The following is a 17,731-nucleotide window of genomic DNA, read 5'->3' as shown; positions in this document are numbered from 1 at the left end:
TCGAACCAAACAACCTCGCCGGGACAAAACGCTCTTTCAGACGGAGCTGCGGGCCTCTTCGTAGTCCGGCTCCGGTACCGGGCCCTTCTTCTTTCCGGCAGCGGGCAAGGCAATCAGCAGCACAACTGCTCCGAGGAGTGCGATCACCCCGATCCAGCCCGCGCCTACGTGCATGGCATGGATAAACGCATCATCGGCGGCCTGAGCAAGAGTGGGCCGGTGGACAGCGGTGGTGATGTGGCGGGCCTGTTCGGCGGAAACTCGCGCCTGATCCTGCACCGGACCGGGTGCACCCTTCAGCGAAGGCTCGATCGCACGTCGGTACTCGATCGACATGATCGTGCCGCCCACTGCGATTCCGATCAGACTGCCGGTCTGTCGCACGGTGTTGGTGACGGCCGATCCTGCACCGGCCTGTTCCAACGGCAGGTTGCTGATCAATGCGGCCGTAACGGGGCCGATCACCATGCCGATCGAGAGACCCTGTATCAACAACAGGATCTCGATCCGGAGCAGTGGAGTTTGCAGTCCGAGGAACCCGTACCCGCCCATGGTCAGCGCAGCCACGGTCAACGCCGGCACGCTGACAAGGCGTAGCGACAGGCGGCGAACCAGGCGCGTGCCAAGGGGCGCCCCCGCGAGCGCGCCGAATGCGGTCGGGATATTGGCCAAACCCGCCTTCATCGGCGAAAACCCGAGCGCGCCTTGCAGGTAGAACGCGTTGTAGAAGGTGATGGCGGCCACAGCGAAGAGCAGCAGTCCGAGCGCCACATTGCCGCCACCGAATGCGCGCTGCGCGAGCAGTCGCGGATCAAAGCCGGGCACCTTCACACGCAGTTCGGCGAGTACGAAAAAGGCCAGCAGAACAAGACCGGCAACGATCGGTGCCCAGACATCGGTGCGACTCCATGAAGCCACCTGCCCTGCCCGGATCAGCCCGTAGGCCAACGCCACGAGCCCACTGATCGACAGCAACATTCCAGCGGGGTCCAGCGGCCGCGGCGTGGGGCTTCGGAAATTCGGAACCAGCACGGCGAGCCCGACCGATGCCAATACCGCGACCGGGACATTGATCAGAAAGACCGATCCCCACCAGAAATGATCGAGCAGGAATCCCGCCAGTACCGGGCCGGCAGCCATTCCGACACCGGCCGACGTCGAGAAGATTCCGATCGCGGCAGCCCGCGCGGGACCGGTGAAGGTCCACATGAGGATGGCCAACATGGCGGGCGTGATCAGCGCGCTGCCCACCCCCATGGCGGCTCGAGCTGCAATCAGCTGGCCCGCATCGCTTGCGTACGCCGCCCACAGAGAGGACCCGGCGAAGATCACCAACCCGCTGGAAAACACAGTTCGGTGACCGAAGCGATCGCCCAGTGTGCCTGCGGTGAACATCAATGTGGCGAAGGCCAGAGTGTATGAACCGGTCGCCCATTGCAGCTGACCGGGATTGGCCCCCAGTCCATGAACAGGGTCCGCAAGGGTCTCCAGCGTGGTACTCAGGACGGTATTGTCCAGCCAAATCAGCAGCGAACACAACATAAGAACGGCAAGAATTAACTGCTGCCTGAACTTCGGCAACGTCGGAGGCGTGGTCATGAACACCTTCGGATAGTGATCGGCGGGAACGTGAACGACTGGACCATAAACAAACTCAACGACGCCGTCAAGCTAAGGTTTTCTTGTCGATACTCTTGCGACTGAACGGACTTCATGCCCCTCTGCGAGATTTGCGGACCGAACAATTCTGTGCCCTCTGGCGGATTTGCAAGTCGCAGAATTTCCCGACTTCCGAAGGGGTTGCGACTGGGGGGATTTCATGCCCTCCGTGAGCTGTCGCACCGCATCCTGCGACCCCAGTTCGGTGCCCACGCAGAGCCACAGCTCCGGCCCGCCCAAGGCTGCCGGAACACTGGCGCTTACCTGACGCTTCACCGAGCACCATTTCCGCGTCATTCGACATGACGTTCACTCGAGGACTCCGCGCCAGGCCGTCGCCGCCCGGCTGTGCGCCCTCTCCGGTTGCAGCACCTCTTCCCGCCCGCTACTCGAAGTGCGCGTCCGGAAAGAGGGCTTGACTTCGAGTGCGCTCAAAATGGTGGGATCCCCGGCATGCCCGCACCGGATGCGGCAAGGACGACGAGGGGGAGCGAACCATGAGTGGATCACCGGTCACGCTGATCACCGGAGGCGGCAGCGGCATCGGCGCGGCGACAGCCCGGCAGCTGTTGGAACGGGGCCATCGGGTGGCCGTCACCGGGCGCAGCGAGGACCGGCTCAGTCGTTTCGCCGAGGAACTCGGCAAGCCCGACGAGCTGTTGACGCTCACCGGCGACGCGGCGGACCACGAAGCCGTTCAGTCCGCCGTCGATGGGACGGTCGACCGGTTCGGAAGGCTGGACGCCGTCGTGGCCAACGCGGGATTCGCCACCCACGACACCCTGGCGGACGGCGACCCCGAGGCCTGGCGGGAGATGGTCCTCACCAACGTCCTGGGACCTGCCCTGCTGATCAGGGCGGCACTCCCGGCGCTCAAGGAGACGCGGGGACGCATCGTTCTGGTCGGCAGCGTCGCCGGCTTCGTCCACACGCCGGGAAATATCTACGGGGCGACCAAGTGGGCGGTCACCGGGTTGGCCGAGAACACCCGGCGGATGGTGACGGGCGACGGTGTGGGCGTGACCCTGGTCGCCCCGGGGCGCGTGGAGACCCCGTTCTGGGACGGCCTCGGCAGTCTGCCCGAAGGGCATCTGCTGACGGCCGATCAGATCGCCGACTCCATCGTGTGGGCCATGAGCCGGCCCGAGGGTGTCGACGTCAACAACGTCATCATCCGCCCGATCGGCCAGCCTGTCTGACGGCAAACCCGTGCCGCGCCCCCCGACCAGGGGGCGCGGCACGGGATCGGGCCGAGGGCTTCGGCCCCGTCGGTCAGGCGCGCCACTCCGCGGTACGTTCCGGGGACGCGTCGGCCAGCGCCTTCAGGATGGCGTCCGCGTCGCCCCGGTCCCCGTAGACCGGTGTTCCCGGCTGCTGGCGCCACGACTCGTCCAGACCGCCGGTGTCCACGGTGTCGAAGCCCAGCTCGGAGATGAGCTCCCGTACCGCCTGCTTGGCGGCCGGGTCGTCACCGGAGACCGGGAGCGCCTGGCGGCCAGGGGTCCCCTGGGGGAGTCCCCTGTCGAGGATGTCCTGGGCGTACGTGCCGTTGAAGGCCTTGATCACCGGGTGGCCGATCTGCTGCTCGGTCCACCGGCTCTCCGGCAGACCGTCCTCGATGGCGGCGATCCGTCCGTCACGCTGCGGGTAGTAGTTGCCGGTGTCGATGACGGCGGCGCCGGGTGCGGCCCCGTCGATGAGCCCGGAGGGCAGGTCCGGGACTTTCCCGAGAGGGACGGTCACCACGACGATCTGGGCGTCGCGCGCCGCCTGTGCCGCTGTGACCGCGGTGGCACCCGTCTCGTCGACGAGTGCCTGGAGAGTGTGGGGTCCGCGAGAGTTCGCGACGGACACATCGTGTCCGAGTTCGGTAAGACGCCGCGTCAGGTTGCCGCCGATGTTGCCAGCCCCGATGATGCCGATCTTCATGGGTCCGACCTTCCGATGCCTGCTGCCTTGGGTGAAAACGTCTCGCGGGACCACCAACCCCGTCCGGGCGGCGCCTATTCCGACCGCTCCGAATCGGTTCTGCGGGCCGACGGGCGGATGGAACCCGTACACGCGGGCACGCATGGGAGGAGAACCGGAACCGCAATGCCCCATGTGGAGGTGACGCCTGTGCTGCACGGCGTCGATGTCAGTTCCCACCAGACGGCCTTCGACACGGACGGCCTGGACTTCGTCTTCATAAAGGCGACCGAAGGACGTTCGTACATCAATCCGCGCCTCGCCGGCCAGGCGGCACGCGCCAGGGGGGCCGAGTGCGTGGTCGGCTTCTATCACGTTCTGTGGCCGGGAAACGTCAAGGAACAGGCTGCGTATTTCGTCGCCGGTGCGCCGGAGAAAGCCGGGGATCTGCTGGCCGTCGACTGGGAGACGACCGGCGAGGGTACGCGTGCGAGCAACGCGGACAAGGACCGCTTCATCCGTGAGGTGAAGCGCCTGCGACCGAACCACCGTGTCCTGCTGTACTGCAATCGCTCCTTCTGGCTGAACCACGACACGACCTCGTACGCGGGCGACGGCCTCTGGATCGCCGACTACGTAACGGCGGGAAAGCCGCGCATCGAAGCGTCCTGGCGCATTCATCAGTACACCGACCGGCCGCTTGACAAGAACGTGGCCGCATTCTCCTCGCGCGCGGCGTTGCGGGCCTGGGCCAAGGGCTGAACCCCCTCCGTAGGGGAGGCTGTGTGGGGGAGACACCCGCTGTCTGCCCGCGGTCCGTGCGTCAACAAGAGCATCGTGGCCGTCGGCCAATGGAGTGTCCTTTGCCAGCCACTGGTGCAGTGCGGACAGGGATGTCCCGCAGTACCGCCACGGGGGAGTCCATCCTGGTCGCCGAGTCCGCAACCGGCCGTCGACCGAAGGAGTGCCGCAGTGACGACGAGGGGCCCCGCAGAATCGGTGGAATCCGACACCGCCTTTCAGGACGAGTTGCCCCTACGGCGGAAGCAGCCGGGGAATGTGGTCATCAAGTGGCTGACCACCACTGACCACAAGACGATCGGCACGATGTACCTGCTCACGTCGTTCGCCTTCTTCCTCATCGGCGGTGTTCTGGCGCTCGTGATGCGTGCCGAGCTGGCCAGGCCGGGTAATCAGATCGTGTCGAACGAGCAGTTCAACCAGGCGTTCACGATGCACGGCACGATCATGCTGCTGATGTTCGCGACGCCGCTGTTCGCAGGGTTCGCGAACTGGATCATGCCGCTGCAGATCGGCGCACCCGACGTGGCGTTCCCGCGGCTGAACATGTTCGCGTACTGGCTGTACCTCTTCGGGTCGACCATCGCAGTGGCCGGCTTCGTCACCCCGCAGGGTGCGGCAGACTTCGGCTGGTTCGCCTATTCCCCCCTCACCGATGCGGTGTACTCGCCCGGTATCGGGTCCGATCTGTGGATCATGGGGCTGGCCTTCTCCGGCTTCGGCACGATCCTCGGCTCGGTCAACTTCATCACCACGATCATCTGCATGCGCGCCCCCGGCATGACGATGTTCCGCATGCCGATCTTCGTATGGAACGTCCTTCTCACCGGTGTTCTGGTCCTGCTGGCTTTCCCCGTCCTGGCGGGCGCCCTGCTCGCCCTCGAGGTCGACCGGAAATTCGGTGCGCACATCTTCGACGCGGCCAACGGCGGAGCATTGCTCTGGCAGCACCTCTTCTGGTTCTTCGGCCATCCAGAGGTGTACATCATCGCTCTGCCGTTCTTCGGCATCGTCTCCGAGATCTTCCCGGTGTTCAGCCGGAAGCCGATGTTCGGCTACATCGGTCTCATCGCGGCCACGATCTCCATCGCCGGCCTCTCCGCGACGGTGTGGGCGCACCACATGTACGTCACGGGCGGTGTGCTGTTGCCGTTCTTCTCGTTCATGACATTCCTCATCGCGGTACCGACCGGTGTGAAGTTCTTCAACTGGATCGGCACCATGTGGAAGGGATCGCTTTCCTTCGAGACCCCCATGCTCTGGTCGGTCGGATTCCTCGTCACCTTCCTCTTCGGCGGCCTCACGGGAGTCATCCTGGCTTCACCGCCCCTGGACTTCCACGTCTCCGACTCGTACTTCGTGGTGGCGCACTTCCACTACGTCGTCTTCGGCACCGTGGTCTTCGCGATGTTCGCCGGATTCCACTTCTGGTGGCCCAAGTTCACCGGCAAGATGCTGGACGAACGGCTCGGGAAAATGTGCTTCTGGACACTGTTCGTGGGCTTCCACGGCACGTTCCTGGTGCAGCACTGGCTCGGCGCGGAAGGCATGCCCCGTCGTTACGCGGACTACCTCGCGGCAGACGGCTTCACCGCGCTCAACACCATCTCGACGATCTCCTCCTTCCTGCTCGGTCTGTCGGTGCTGCCCTTCCTCTACAACGTGTGGAAGACCGCCAAGTACGGCAAGAAGGTCGAAGTCGACGACCCGTGGGGCTACGGCCGTTCGCTCGAATGGGCCACGTCCTGCCCGCCCCCGAGGCACAACTTCCTCACGCTGCCGCGGATCCGTTCCGAATCCCCGGCGTTCGACCTGCACCACCCCGCGGTCCGCGCACTCGAAGAAGTGGTCAACCGCCCCGCGGACTCGAAGACGGTGGCGCCCGGGGACAAGCAGGCATGAGGCGGAGCCCGAACAACGGCCGGACGAGAGGAGGACTGCGTGGAACCGGACAAGGACAGCGCCCGGGGCCTTGCCCAGATGGAGGGCTACCTGCTGTGGAACGCCGAAGTCGAGGAGGCCAGACGAGGAGCCTCCCGCTTCACCCAACAGCTGCCCTGGCTGACCACCGCCCAGTTGGAGGACGTCGAGCGGGTCTACGTCGCCGACCGGGTGGCCCTCTCCCGGCAGTCACTTCTGAGGATCGCCGACCGCGCCGGCGAACTCCGCGGTGAGTACACCGCACGGTACGAGCGGCTGAGAGCCCGCTGTGTGGCAGCGTCCGTCGTGGCTGTCGGCGCGGCGAGCGGTACCTGCACGGCCCTCACCCTGATCGGCCGGTGACCGCGGCCCCGGGCGCTCGGCGCAGCACCCGGGGCAACGGCCGCGGTCAGTGACGCACCAGACAGAACGGATGACCCGCCGGATCGGCGAAGACGCGCCAGCTCCGAGAGGCGGGCCGGTCGTCCAGCACGGTCGCGCCGAGCGCGAGCACCTGCTCCTGGGCGTGGTCCAGGTCGGGGACGCCGAAGTCGAGATGGGACTGCTGCGGGTGTTCGGGATCCGGCCACCGGGGAGGGCGGTACGGCTCGACCCGCTGGAACGCGAGCACGAGACCGGCCGGAGCATGGACGGTCGCCCATCCCTCGCCGGTCTCCCATCGAGGATCGGGCTGGTTCACCCTGCCGCCCAGAAGAGTCCCGTAGAAGTCGGCGAGCACGACGGGATCGGGACAGTCCAGCACCACACACTGCAGTTCTGCGATCATGGTCCGCATCCTACGAGCCGGCCCGAAAACCCTGAACGTGTCGAGCCCGACCCCTGGCAGGATGCCGGCATGAATGATCACCGGCGTACCGAACCCTCCAGAACGGCCGACGACCGCACCTCGCTCACCGGCTTCCTGCAGTACCAGCGCGAGACGCTGGAACTGAAGTGCGCCGGACTGACCACGGACCAGCTGCGGCACAAGGCGGTCGCACCCTCCGGCCTGTCCCTCATCGGACTGGTCCGGCACACCGCCGAGGTCGAGCGGATATGGTTCCAGGCCGTGTGGAACGGCGAGGACTCCGAGGCCTACTGGCCGGGTACCGTCAACGGCACCTTCGCGGAGTTCGACAGCGACCAGGCCGACCCCGTCGAGGCGTTCACCGTCTGGCGCACCGCCTGCGCGCGGTCCCGCGAGATCGTGGACGCCGCCGAATCGCTCGATGCCACCGTGAAGTGGCGCGACGAGCTGTTCTCGCTCCGGTACATCCTCACCCACATGATCGAGGAGTACGCCCGGCACAACGGTCATGCCGACCTGCTCAGGGAGCGGATCGACGGCTCCACCGGGGAATGAGTGAACGCGGACGACCCCCCGGACACACAGCCGTTGATCAGGCGGCCGGGACCACCGGGCGCGGCGCGGGCCACGCCCGGTCGAGCGCGGACAGTTGCGCGGCGAGCTGCTCGGCGTGCGAGGCGGGAAGTCCGTCCGTGTGGTGTCCCAGCTGCACGGCGCAGGCCGTCGTCGTGTCGATGAGCTGCTCCAGGGCACTCGCCACCTCCCCGGATCCGGCCGTGTGCCGGGCCACCGCCGGAAGTTCGGCCGCCGACAGGTCGATGGCTGTGCGTGCGGCGGCCAGCGACCGGTAGGCGTCGCGCCGCAGCGCGTCCCGCCCGTGGTGGTCCTCCGGAGCACCCAGTACGTGTCGCAGGTACCGGTGCGCCGCGCCCACCGCACTGTCGAGTGCGGCCCGGACCCTGTGGCCCCGGCTGCCGGGCAGCGGGACGTGGCCGACGAGCAGCACCGTCGCGCAGGCGAGGAGGGACTCGACGACCCGGCCCCAGGCGGCCGGCGGTTCTCCGCCCAGCAGCACGAGCGCGAGTACGAGTACGGTCACCACCGCCGTCTGCACCGCGAAGTGCCGGGTCGCGACGGGAAGCAGCGCCCCGCAGAGCGCGACCACTGCGACCAGGGTGAAGGGGCCGGGCAGCAACAGAGCCAGTACACCGAAGACGGCGGCACCGGCGACCGTCCCCACGGCCCGGCACAGCACCCGCGACGCCAGCGGTCCCAGATCGGGCTTGACCAGGAACACGGTCGTGGCGGGCAGCCAGTACCAGTGCTCGTGATGCAGGGCCTGCGCCACGACCGTGCTCGCCACGCAGCACAGCGCGACCCGTACCCCGTACTCACGTCCCGCGGCACTCCAGGCCCCGCTCAGGGCGGAGCGGTACGAACGCCCCATCCGCGTGCGTACGGGAGCCCCCGCGGGGCAGTCGAAGGCCGTTGCGGCCCGCAGGATCGCATCGTCCAGCGCCCGCAGCGCGGCATCGGTACGCGCCGGGGCCGACAGGGGACCGCAGGAGCCACCCGTACGCACCGCGTCGGCCAGCCGACGCGGACCTTCCACGATTCCGGCGGGTAGGGACACCCCGGCCCAGGCCAGCGCGGTCGCGGCCTCGGCGAGCGGCAGAGCCGCGGCGTACTGGGCGTGCAGCCTGCGCTCGGCCGCCGAACTCGCACGCCGACGCAGCCTCGGCCCCGTCAGCGCGTCCTGCGCATGGTCGAGGGCCGCGCTCAGCGCAGCGCGCCGGGCGAGAGCCTCTGGTCCTCCCGCCGCCTCCAGAAGCCCGGCCACCGCCCCGTACACGGCGGCAACCGCCTCCCGCTCCCCGTCGAGGCGGTACGGACCGCCGCCGGGCCGGACGGGGGACGGCAGGACCAGACGGAGCAGGATGAGCCATCCCGCACCGGCCAGGAACAGCAGGGCACGCTGCGGACCCGTCTCGGGCAACGGCATGCCTGCCCCGATCACGGCCGCGACCAGTAGCTGCGTGCCGCACGCGGACGCGACCGGACCCGTCGCGCTGACCGCTCCCGCGATCAGTCCCAGCACCCCGAGCAGGAGCGGCAGAACGACCATGGACGGGCCGGTTCCTGCGGCGGCCGTGGCCACGGTGCCCAGCAGCAGACCGGCCGAACCCGCCAGGGCAGGGATCCCGAGCCGGGAGACCGCCGCGCGCCGGCTGCCAGGACGGTCGTTGATTCCTGCCAGCATCGCCCCCAGCGCGGCCGGGATCCCGGCTGTCGGCCGATCGGCGAGAACCGCCACGAGCAGCGGGGCCACGGCCAGGGACCCCCGCAGGACCGCGTTCCACGGGACCGGCCCGCGCTGCGCCCGCAGCACATGGGCGAGCCACGGGGGGAGGGGAGGGAAGGTGGAGAGAAAGGCAGGTGTGAACACCGGGCTCCTGTCCGCGCAGAGGATCAGCAGATCGCCGGCGGACACCTTCGGCCTGGGCGCCTCCCCAGCGTAGATCCTTTACGTGGAGGGGGTGCTACCCGCTCGTTTCCGGAACATGACGGCCCGCCGGACGCGCGACCTCACAGGGCGGCTCCGAAGTTCTGCGTCCACACAGGGCCGCCGGAGGAGTCCACACGTCCGACCCCGATCTCCTTGAACGCGCAGTTGAGGATGTTCGCCCGGTGGCCGGGGCTGTTCATCCAGGAGTCCATCACCGAGGCCGGAGTGCTCTGCCCCTTCGCGATGTTCTCGCCGTAGGTGCTCCAGCGGTAGCCCGCCGCCGTGATGCGGTCGCCGGGGTCCGAGCCGTCGGGGGAGGTGTGCGAGAAGTAGTCGCGCGACACCATGTCGGCGGAATGCCGCGACGCGGCCGTGGCCAGTTTGCTGTTGCTGCGGACCGCTGCGCAGCCCTCCTTCGCCCGCTCGGCGTTGACCAGGGCGGTGACCTCCTCGGCGGCCGAGGACGGCGGTGGGTCCGCGGGCTTCGGCGCCGGTGCGGCCGGAGGCTTCGAGGACGGTGCACGCGTGCTCGGAGCGGCCTTGGGGGTGGGGGAGGCGCTCTTCTTCTTCGTCCGGGACGGCGACGGAGAGGGCGACGCGGAGGACGGCGAGGGGGAAGGCGAAGCGGACAGCGATTCCGGCGCGGACAGCGAGGGGGAGGAGCCGGCCTGAGGCGCGACAGCCGTCGCCGGACCCTCGTCCTCCCCATCCGTGTAGAGGTGCACCGCAGTGCCTCCCCCGCCCAGGACCATCACCGCCACCAGCCCCGCCGTGACGGTGGTGCGACGGCGGCGCCGCACCTGACCCCGTCGCCGCTCGGCACGCCCCGGACCGGAGAGGTGGGTGGCTCCGGCAACCGGCAGGAAGTCCGTACCGGCCACGGACGCTCCCGCGGCGGCGGACGCCGCCAGGGGAACGAGAGCCAGACCCACCAGCAGTCCCTCGGCCGGCACCATGCCCGACCCGTGCCCCGAGCACACCGTGCACTCACGCGCGTGGCGGGCCATACGCTTGCGCCAGAGGGCTGACGGCACTCCGTCCCACCCGGCGGTGAGGTCCTCCAGCAGGATGCAGCGCGGGCGCGCGGCCAGCGCGCGCACCACCACCCTGGCCCCTTCCAGCTGGGCCTTCATCCGCTGTACGCGTACCGCGGTGTGCTGCGGGGAGAGTTCGAGCGCGGCGGCGACCTCGGCCCTGGACAACTCGCCGGCCGTCTCCAGCCACCACAGCGAGAGCAGCGCGCGGTCGTCCTCGTCCAGCCAGCGAGTGGCCTCGGCGGCCTCGCGCCGCTGGCCGGTCAGACCGAGGCGGACGATGGTCAGCTCGACGAAATCGGCGCCGGGATCGACGACGTCGTACGCGTCCTCCATCGGGTCCGCGGATATGTCCCCGGTTCTTCGCTCACGCCAGTGCCCCCGTATCTGGTTCATGGTGATGGCCACGAACCACGAACGGAAGCTCCCCGGGGAGCGGAGCGAGGGGAGACCGTTGAGCATGCGCAGCACACTCTCCTGCACCACGTCGTCGACGTCCGCGTGGCCGTTCAGGGCACGGCCGACAATGTTGTAGACCAGCGGCAGGTACGACGCGACGAGTTGGTCCTGGGCCTGCAGGTCCCCCTGTTGCGCCGCCTTGATCAACGCCGTCTCGCGTGCCTCGCCCATGGTGTGCTCACTCTTCCGGGATCCTGTTCCGTCACTGCCCACACTCGGGAGACGGCGTGCGGCGGGGACGATAACAGGAATCCCGGGCCCGGTCTTCCGAGCTTCTTCCCCGCAGCAGCCGGCCGCGGCGCGGCACACCGCACGCCGGACCTCGGTGGCACGAACGTGTCACCCGGTCCGGCGTGCGGATATGAGTGCTGCGGAAGGGGCCGGCGAGGCGGCCGGCGTTCTCCCGTCAGGTTCGGGGCGGGTCGTCCTTGTCACGGTCGGCGCCGAGCTGGTCCTTGAGCTTGTCCTGGCCGGTGTCGACCTGGCTGCGGTACTTCCCCTGGGTCTTGCCGTCGACCATGTCACCCGCCTTGTCGACGCCCTTGCCGGCCTGGTCCTCGTGCCCCTTCAACATTTTCTTGATCTTGTCCATTGCGGACATGGCTGCTCTCCTCCGGTCGGCGTCCCCCTCCCGTCAAGGGTCACCGCACATCGCGGCGACCGCATCCGCGGGAGGCCCCCGGACGCTCTTCACACGTCCGGACCGGGTCCGGACGTGTGAAGAGCGCCTGGGTGGGCAAATACCGGGTTACCAGGAGGAGGTGGTGGCAGTGGGCCGCATCCAGATCGTCCGTCGTCCGCCGCCCCCCACGGGGCCGCCCCCGCTGGACCTGCGCACCCCGTCCGGGCGGACTCTGCCCTACTGAGGAGCGCTCCGGTCGTTCACTCCTGCCGTAGCGGTGTCCCGAAGGTGCAGTGTGTGAGGCTTTCGCCATGAGCATTCCCGGACAGCCGTCGGCCGACCTGCAGTCGGACCGGCCGCATTCCGCCCGCGTATGGAACTACCTGCTCGGAGGGAAGGACAACTACCCGGCCGACGCGGCGGTGGGCGAAATGATTCTGCGGATGTTTCCGGACATCGCGGGCATCGCCCGTGACCAGCGCGCCTTCCTGGCCCGCGCGGTCCGATTCCTGGCCGGCGAGGCGGGAGTCCGTCAGTTCCTCGACATCGGCACGGGGCTGCCCACGGCGAACAACACGCACGAGGTCGCCCAGTGGATGGCTCCCGAGTCCCGGATCGTGTACGTCGACAACGACCCGCTCGTCCTGACGCACGCCCGGGCGCTCCTGACCAGTACGCCCGAAGGCGCCTGCGCGTACATCGACGCCGATGTGCGCGACACGGGCCACATCTTCGAAGAGGCCGCCCGGACCCTGGATCTCGGCGGGCCGATCGGCCTCACCCTGCTCGGCATCATGGGTCAGCTGCCCGACGAGGAGGACCCGTGGGCGCTCGTCGACCGCCTGCTGGCAGGGCTGCCGTCCGGGAGCTATCTGGCGCTCGCCGACGGCACCGACACGAGCGACTCGTTGAACAGCGCCATCGAGGCCTACAACGAGAACTCGGCGAGCTCCTACCATCTGCGCAGTCCCGCACGCATCGCCGAGTTCTTCCACGGCCTTGACGTGGTCGAGCCGGGCATCGTCAGGACGTCGGCCTGGCGCCCCGACCCCGGTCAGGACCGGCCCGACGCCCCGCAGAGCCACGCGGTCAGCGGTGTCGGACGCAAGGCCTGAGCCGAAGGGCGGCACGGGCCGGCGCGGGCGGGCGGAGCGTAAGCTCCCGAGTCATGATCGATCATTCGTCGAACCCCGGTACGGCGGGCACGGTCCCGCGGCGGAACTGGGCAGGGAACATCACCTTCGGGGCCCGGCAGCTGCACACCCCCGCCACGATTGCCGAGCTCCAGAGCATCGTTGCCGCCGGGAGCGCGGTGCGGGCGCTGGGCACCGGCCATTCCTTCAACACGGTCGCCGACACCGACGGCGACCTGATATCCGTAGCCGGACTACCCCGCTCGATCGAGATCGACAGCAAGGCCGGCACCGCGACGGTGAGCGCGGGGCTGCGCTTCGGCGAACTGACCGAGACGCTGCACCGAAGCGGATTCGCTCTGCACAACCTGGGCTCGCTGCCCCACATCTCGGTCGCGGGCGCCTGTGCGACGGGCACCCACGGCTCCGGCGTGGGCAATCGTTCCCTCGCGGGTGCGGTGCGCGCACTGGAGCTCGTCACGGCGGACGGCACCATGGTGACGCTGCGCAGGGGGGACCCCGATTTCGCGGGCGCCGTGGTCTCCCTCGGCGCGCTGGGGATCGTGACCCGCGTGACGCTGGACCTCGTTCCCGCGTTCGACGTTCAGCAGTGGGTGTACGAGGGGCTGCCCCAGGAACGGCTGCTCGCCGGCTTCGACGATGTGATGGCCGAGGCCTACAGCGTGAGCCTGTTCACCCGCTGGCGGGACGGACCGATCGACCAGGTGTGGCTCAAGCAGCGGGTGACCGGGGACGGACACCGTACGGCGCCGCCCCAGTGGCTCGGCGCGACGCTCGCGGACGGGCCGCGCCATCCCGTTCCCGGTATGCCGGCGAAGCACTGCACGCCGCAGCAGGGCGACCCCGGACCCTGGCACGCCCGGCTTCCCCACTTCCGCCTCGAATTCACCCCGAGCAACGGAGAGGAACTCCAGTCGGAGTACTTCGTCGCCCGACAGGACGCGGTCGCGGCCTACGAAGCCCTGGACCGCATCCGGGAGCGCATCGCGCCGCTTCTGCAGATCGCTGAGATCCGCACGGTGGCCGCCGACGACCTGTGGCTGAGCCCCGCACAGGGCACCGACTCCGTGGCCTTCCACTTCACCTGGGTGCCCGACACGGCAGCGGTCACGCCCGTCCTGGCGGCAATCGAGGAAGCACTGGCCCCGTTCGGGGCCAGACCGCACTGGGGCAAGGTGTTCACCACCCGGCCGGGGACGCTGCGCACCTTGTACGGGCACTACGCCGATTTCGAGCTGCTCGCCCACCGGTTCGACCCCACGGGCACGTTCCGCAACGAGTTCCTCGCACACCACTTCCCCGGTACAGGCAACGGCACGGACGTCGCCGAGACGGGCTGAGCACGAGCGGAGTCCCCGCAGCGGTCAGAGCGAGCCGGGCCGTTCATCCGGCCAGGCCGGTCGGCGTCGCGCCGGATGGGGCGCGAGTTCCTCCACCAGGGCGGCGAGCTCGTCGCACGCCAGTTCCGTCTCGCGGCGGATGTTGTTGTGCTCCGCGACGATCGCCGCCAGGAGCAGCGCGGTGAGCGCCACGCAGACGTTGAGGATCGCGAGGTTGAGCATGATCTCGAGCCAGGAGTGGCCCTCGAACGGCCCCACCCGGTCGGTTCCGGAAATGATCGCCATGACGGAGACCAGGAGGGCGCACGGGGCGCTGCCTGCCAGCTGGAAGCGCAGCGAGGCCCAGACGAGCGGCGGGAACACGAGGTAGATCATGGACAGCGGACTCCTGGTGGCGACCACGGCAAGCACCACCGTGACCACCGCCAGTGCCGCGGGCTCCGCCCACCGGTCACCACGCCGGGGCATACGTGCCGTACGCAGGACGAGCAGCAGCGGAGTGACCATGAGTACTCCCATGGTGTCGCCGGCCCACCAGGCCGACCAGACGGGCCAGAACTTCCCCGACGGGAGATTCCCGTTGAGCAGCAGGACTCCGGCACCGACGGTCGCACTGATGAGCATGCTGCCCATGGCTCCCAGGAAGACGAGGGCGACGCCGTCGCGCAGGCGGTCCAGTTCCTTGCGGAAACCCACCGCGCGGAGCGCGAGAAAGGAACACACGGGGGCCAGCGTGCTGCCTACCGCGATGCCGACGCTCGAGAGGCTGAGTTCGCCACTGATCGAGACGACGCTGAGCAGTGATCCGACCGCGATCGCGGGCCAGACCCGGATACCCAGGTACAGCAGGGCGGCCACGGCGATGCCCGTAGGGGGCCAGAGCGGCGACACGACGGCGCCGTTCACGGTCACCTGCCTGAACAGACCGAGCTGTCCGGACGCGTAGTAGGCAGCAGTGACGCCCAGCATCTGCAGGGCGAACAGGGTCCGACGTCTCGATTCCTCGCTGCGGATCACGCATCTCATCAGACACCGCCCGTGACGGCAGGCGGCCGTGACACGCGCGGCCCGGCCCCTACGTCACCTGGCGCCTGTCGGGCGAAGCTCGTGACGCAGGACGAGGACGGCCACATCGTCCTCGTGGCCGGTGAGGGCTCCTGCCCGGAGCACCCTGTCGGCCAGTTCCTCGGCCGTGGCCCCGGCGTGGGAGCTCACCAGCCGCCTGACCCGCTCCAGGCCGTCCCCGATCGACAGCGAGGGTCCTTCGACGACCCCGTCGGTGACCAGGACGAAGGATCCGTCGGCGGCCAGCGTGCGCCGCGTGACCGGATAGTGCTGGTGGGCGTCGATGCCCAGGGGGAGTCCTCCCGCGTCCGCCGTGATCCCCGACCGCCCGTCGCTAGTGGCCCACACACTGGCCACATGGCCGGCCCGCGCGCTCTGCAGGTCCCCGGTCAGGGGGTCCAGCCGCAAGAACGAGCATGTGGCGAAGAGACTGGAGTCCACCGAGAGAATCAGGTCGTTCGTCCGCCCCATGACCTCGCCCGGATCGCTGGCCGAGAGGGCGATGGCGCGCATGGCGATGCGTATCTGCCCCATGAAGGCCGCCGCCTCGACGTCGTGACCCTGGACATCCCCTATGACCAGTCCGAGCGAGCCGTCCGGAAGCAGGAACGCGTCGTACCAGTCGCCGCCGATGTCCAGCCCGTCACGGGCGGGTGCGTATCGGGCGGCGATCTGAAGCCCCGGCAGCGAGGGCAGCGCAGCAGGCAGCATCTTGCGCTGCAGGGCGCCGGCCAGCTCGACTCGCGCCTGGTGCAGCTCCACCTCCTGCCGGGCACGGGCAGTCAGGTGCTGCAGTGTGCTGAGCAGGTCCTCGGCGCTCGCTGATCTGGGAGTTCGACGCCGGTTCATGGGCCGCTCCGCGGTGCGTTAGTACGTGCATCCTATTTCGGCGGGGAAACTCCTGCGACCGCTGCGGTTCCGGTGCGAGGGCGACGAGCGAGTCCTCAGTCGTTCCGGCCCAGGGAGGCCGTGAGCCGTCCGAGGGTCTCCTGCAGGGCGAGGATCTCCTGGACCGACATGCCCGTGGCTCCGAGGATCGTGCGCGGAACGGGCAGCGCGCGCTCGCGCAGCGCGGTTCCAGCCCCGGTGAGGTGGACGGTGACCGACCGTTCGTCCTCCGGACTGCGTTCGCGCTTGACGAGTCCGGCCGCTTCCAGCCTCTTGAGCAGCGGGGACAGCGTTCCGGAGTCCAGGTGCAGCCGCTCACCGATCGTTTTCACCGGGAGTGGGCCGTGCTCCCACAGGACCATCATCGCGAGGTACTGGGGGTAGGTGAGGCCGAGTTCCCTGAGCGCTTCGCGATAGACGCCGCCGAAGGCGCGGGAGGCGGCCTGGAGCGAGAAGCAGACCTGGTGGTCCAGCCGGAGGAGCTCGGAGTCCGGGAGGTCCGTCAGGTCGGGAGCGGCGATCGGCGGTGGCGTCATGAGTCCAGAGTAACCTGCCGCCCATCATTGAGTTGTGCACAATTAAGTTATGTGCAATTCTCTTGGAGGTGACCGGCCCGCGGTCGCCGTCGTACGAGAGAAGGTCATTCCATGGACGCGCTGTACACCGCTGTCGCCACCGCGAACGGCCGTGAAGGCCGGGCAGTGAGTTCGGACGGCCAGATCGACCTCGGCCTCGCCCTGCCGCCGGCCCTCGGGGGCAACGGGAAGGGCACCAACCCGGAGCAGCTGTTCGCCGCCGGATACGCGGCCTGCTTCGCCAGCGCGATGAGCTCGGTCGGCCGCGAGATGAAGCTCGACACCAAGGACGTCTCCGTGACGGCCGAGGTGTCGATCGGGAAGGACGACACGGGCTTCGGCCTCGCGGTCGTCATGCGCGTCGAGCTGCCGGAGGCTCTCGAGGGCGAGACCGGCCGTCGGCTGGTCGAGGCCACGCACGCCTTCTGCCCGTACTCCAAGGCCACCCGCGGGAACATAGAGGTCGAACTCGTCATCGAGTAGTGGACCCGGCTCGCACCGCCTCCGTGCGCGCCACCGCCCCTCGACCGCATGTGCGGTCGAGGGGCGGTGGCGGTTCTGCGTGAGCAGGGGAGACAGGAGTCGAACCTGCGGCATCCGGTTTTGGAGACCGGCGCTCTGGCCTCTGAGCTACACCCCTTCGGTGTGATCATCCTGGCAGCGGTCACCGCCTGCCGACAAGCGGTTTTCCGCGGGGTGGCGTCCGATCCCTGATGCGCCCCTCGGCGGCCGGAGGGGGACGCGTAGACTCTGCTCCCGTTTCCGCTGATTGGCGGGCATTACCTATCGATGGGCAATTCGCCGTGAGTTTCGTAGACAGATCCGACGCGCCGATCTACGCCGGCCTCGTGGAGGAGCAGGGCGACGTTCCCGCCGAGGTGCGACGGGTGGCCGAGCAGACCCTGCGAGAGGTGGACCGGGCGCTCGACTTCAGTGCGGTACGCGCACCGGCGTCCTTCCGGTAGTCCCCGACCCGGTGCCGGCAGTCTCAG

The 17,731-nt window shown here is 68.8% G+C and carries 18 protein-coding genes and 1 tRNA gene; 9 read left to right on the top strand and 10 right to left on the bottom strand.

All coding sequences use genetic code 11. The annotated features are described in order from the left end of the window. Nucleotides 1-36: 36 nt before the first annotated feature. Nucleotides 37-1,599, bottom strand: a complete 1,563-nt coding sequence (locus tag OG257_RS02235; protein WP_329214861.1) for an MFS transporter — start codon at nucleotides 1,597-1,599, stop codon at nucleotides 37-39. Nucleotides 1,600-2,156: 557 nt separating this feature from the next. Between OG257_RS02235 and OG257_RS02230 the strand changes: the two genes are divergently transcribed. After that, entirely contained in the window at nucleotides 2,157-2,858 is a 702-nt protein-coding gene (locus OG257_RS02230) for an SDR family oxidoreductase (protein ID WP_329204323.1), read from the top strand. A 73-nt stretch (nucleotides 2,859-2,931) separates the two neighbouring features. On the opposite strand, the gene OG257_RS02225 is transcribed toward OG257_RS02230, so the two are convergent. Then, nucleotides 2,932-3,588, bottom strand: a complete 657-nt coding sequence (locus OG257_RS02225) for an NADPH-dependent F420 reductase (protein WP_329204322.1) — start codon at nucleotides 3,586-3,588, stop codon at nucleotides 2,932-2,934. Nucleotides 3,589-3,777: 189 nt separating this feature from the next. Between OG257_RS02225 and OG257_RS02220 the strand changes: the two genes are divergently transcribed. The 3 genes from OG257_RS02220 (at nucleotide 3,778) to OG257_RS02210 (ending at nucleotide 6,651) form a co-directional block, all read left to right on the top strand. After that, a complete protein-coding gene (locus OG257_RS02220; RefSeq protein ID WP_329214859.1) occupies nucleotides 3,778-4,329 on the top strand; it encodes a GH25 family lysozyme in 552 nt (183 codons plus the stop codon). Nucleotides 4,330-4,539: 210 nt separating this feature from the next. Then, nucleotides 4,540-6,270, top strand: a complete 1,731-nt coding sequence (gene ctaD / locus OG257_RS02215; protein WP_329204321.1) for an aa3-type cytochrome oxidase subunit I — start codon at nucleotides 4,540-4,542, stop codon at nucleotides 6,268-6,270. Between the two features lie 39 nt (nucleotides 6,271-6,309). After that, the gene (locus OG257_RS02210) at nucleotides 6,310-6,651 is read left to right on the top strand and encodes a hypothetical protein (RefSeq protein ID WP_329204320.1); all 342 of its coding nucleotides are present in this window, start codon (nucleotides 6,310-6,312) and stop codon (nucleotides 6,649-6,651) included. 46 nt (nucleotides 6,652-6,697) lie between these two features. On the opposite strand, the gene OG257_RS02205 is transcribed toward OG257_RS02210, so the two are convergent. Continuing rightward, entirely contained in the window at nucleotides 6,698-7,075 is a 378-nt protein-coding gene (locus OG257_RS02205) for a VOC family protein (RefSeq protein WP_329204319.1), read from the bottom strand. Between the two features lie 69 nt (nucleotides 7,076-7,144). Here OG257_RS02205 and OG257_RS02200 point away from each other — a divergent pair, with 69 nt between their 5' ends. Continuing rightward, nucleotides 7,145-7,651 carry a DinB family protein gene (locus OG257_RS02200; RefSeq protein ID WP_329204318.1) on the top strand — a complete coding sequence of 169 codons (507 nt, stop codon included), beginning with the start codon at nucleotides 7,145-7,147 and terminating at the stop codon, nucleotides 7,649-7,651. A 37-nt stretch (nucleotides 7,652-7,688) separates the two neighbouring features. Here OG257_RS02200 and OG257_RS02195 read toward each other — a convergent pair whose 3' ends face one another. The 3 genes from OG257_RS02195 to OG257_RS02185 all read right to left on the bottom strand — a co-directional run bounded on the left by OG257_RS02195 (nucleotide 7,689) and on the right by OG257_RS02185 (nucleotide 11,696). After that, the gene (locus OG257_RS02195) at nucleotides 7,689-9,485 is read right to left on the bottom strand and encodes an FUSC family protein (RefSeq protein WP_329214857.1); all 1,797 of its coding nucleotides are present in this window, start codon (nucleotides 9,483-9,485) and stop codon (nucleotides 7,689-7,691) included. A 197-nt stretch (nucleotides 9,486-9,682) separates the two neighbouring features. Beyond that, nucleotides 9,683-11,266, bottom strand: a complete 1,584-nt coding sequence (locus tag OG257_RS02190; RefSeq protein WP_329204317.1) for a sigma-70 family RNA polymerase sigma factor — start codon at nucleotides 11,264-11,266, stop codon at nucleotides 9,683-9,685. Nucleotides 11,267-11,501: 235 nt separating this feature from the next. Further along, a complete protein-coding gene (locus OG257_RS02185; RefSeq protein WP_329204316.1) occupies nucleotides 11,502-11,696 on the bottom strand; it encodes an antitoxin in 195 nt (64 codons plus the stop codon). Between the two features lie 332 nt (nucleotides 11,697-12,028). Between OG257_RS02185 and OG257_RS02180 the strand changes: the two genes are divergently transcribed. Both OG257_RS02180 and OG257_RS02175 read left to right on the top strand, forming a co-directional pair. Further along, entirely contained in the window at nucleotides 12,029-12,832 is an 804-nt protein-coding gene (locus tag OG257_RS02180) for an SAM-dependent methyltransferase (RefSeq protein WP_329204315.1), read from the top strand. A 53-nt stretch (nucleotides 12,833-12,885) separates the two neighbouring features. Next, nucleotides 12,886-14,211, top strand: coding sequence for an FAD-binding protein (locus OG257_RS02175; protein ID WP_329204314.1), 1,326 nt, complete (start codon nucleotides 12,886-12,888; stop codon nucleotides 14,209-14,211). Nucleotides 14,212-14,235: 24 nt separating this feature from the next. Here the strand turns inward: OG257_RS02175 and OG257_RS02170 are convergent, their stop codons facing one another. From OG257_RS02170 to OG257_RS02160, 3 genes are all read right to left on the bottom strand, one after another. Further along, on the bottom strand, nucleotides 14,236-15,228 hold the full coding sequence (locus OG257_RS02170; protein ID WP_329204313.1) for an MASE1 domain-containing protein: 993 nt from the start codon (nucleotides 15,226-15,228) through the stop codon (nucleotides 14,236-14,238). Between the two features lie 63 nt (nucleotides 15,229-15,291). Continuing rightward, nucleotides 15,292-16,125: a PP2C family protein-serine/threonine phosphatase gene (locus tag OG257_RS02165; RefSeq protein WP_329204312.1), complete on the bottom strand. Its 834-nt coding sequence runs from the start codon at nucleotides 16,123-16,125 to the stop codon at nucleotides 15,292-15,294. A gap of 95 nt (nucleotides 16,126-16,220) precedes the next feature. Then, nucleotides 16,221-16,700, bottom strand: coding sequence for a MarR family winged helix-turn-helix transcriptional regulator (locus OG257_RS02160; protein ID WP_329204311.1), 480 nt, complete (start codon nucleotides 16,698-16,700; stop codon nucleotides 16,221-16,223). 111 nt (nucleotides 16,701-16,811) lie between these two features. Between OG257_RS02160 and OG257_RS02155 the strand changes: the two genes are divergently transcribed. Next, nucleotides 16,812-17,222 carry an organic hydroperoxide resistance protein gene (locus OG257_RS02155; protein ID WP_329204310.1) on the top strand — a complete coding sequence of 137 codons (411 nt, stop codon included), beginning with the start codon at nucleotides 16,812-16,814 and terminating at the stop codon, nucleotides 17,220-17,222. Nucleotides 17,223-17,306: 84 nt separating this feature from the next. Here the strand turns inward: OG257_RS02155 and OG257_RS02150 are convergent. Then, a tRNA-Trp gene (locus OG257_RS02150) sits at nucleotides 17,307-17,379 on the bottom strand. Nucleotides 17,380-17,542: 163 nt separating this feature from the next. Between OG257_RS02150 and OG257_RS02145 the strand changes: the two genes are divergently transcribed. Then, a complete protein-coding gene (locus OG257_RS02145; protein WP_329204309.1) occupies nucleotides 17,543-17,704 on the top strand; it encodes a hypothetical protein in 162 nt (53 codons plus the stop codon). Nucleotides 17,705-17,731: the final 27 nt, after the last annotated feature.

The organism is Streptomyces sp. NBC_00683 (assembly GCF_036226745.1).
Lineage (GTDB): Bacteria > Actinomycetota > Actinomycetes > Streptomycetales > Streptomycetaceae > Streptomyces.
Note: the sequence above shows the minus strand (reverse complement) of the source record. Positions and strands in the feature narration are given on the sequence as shown.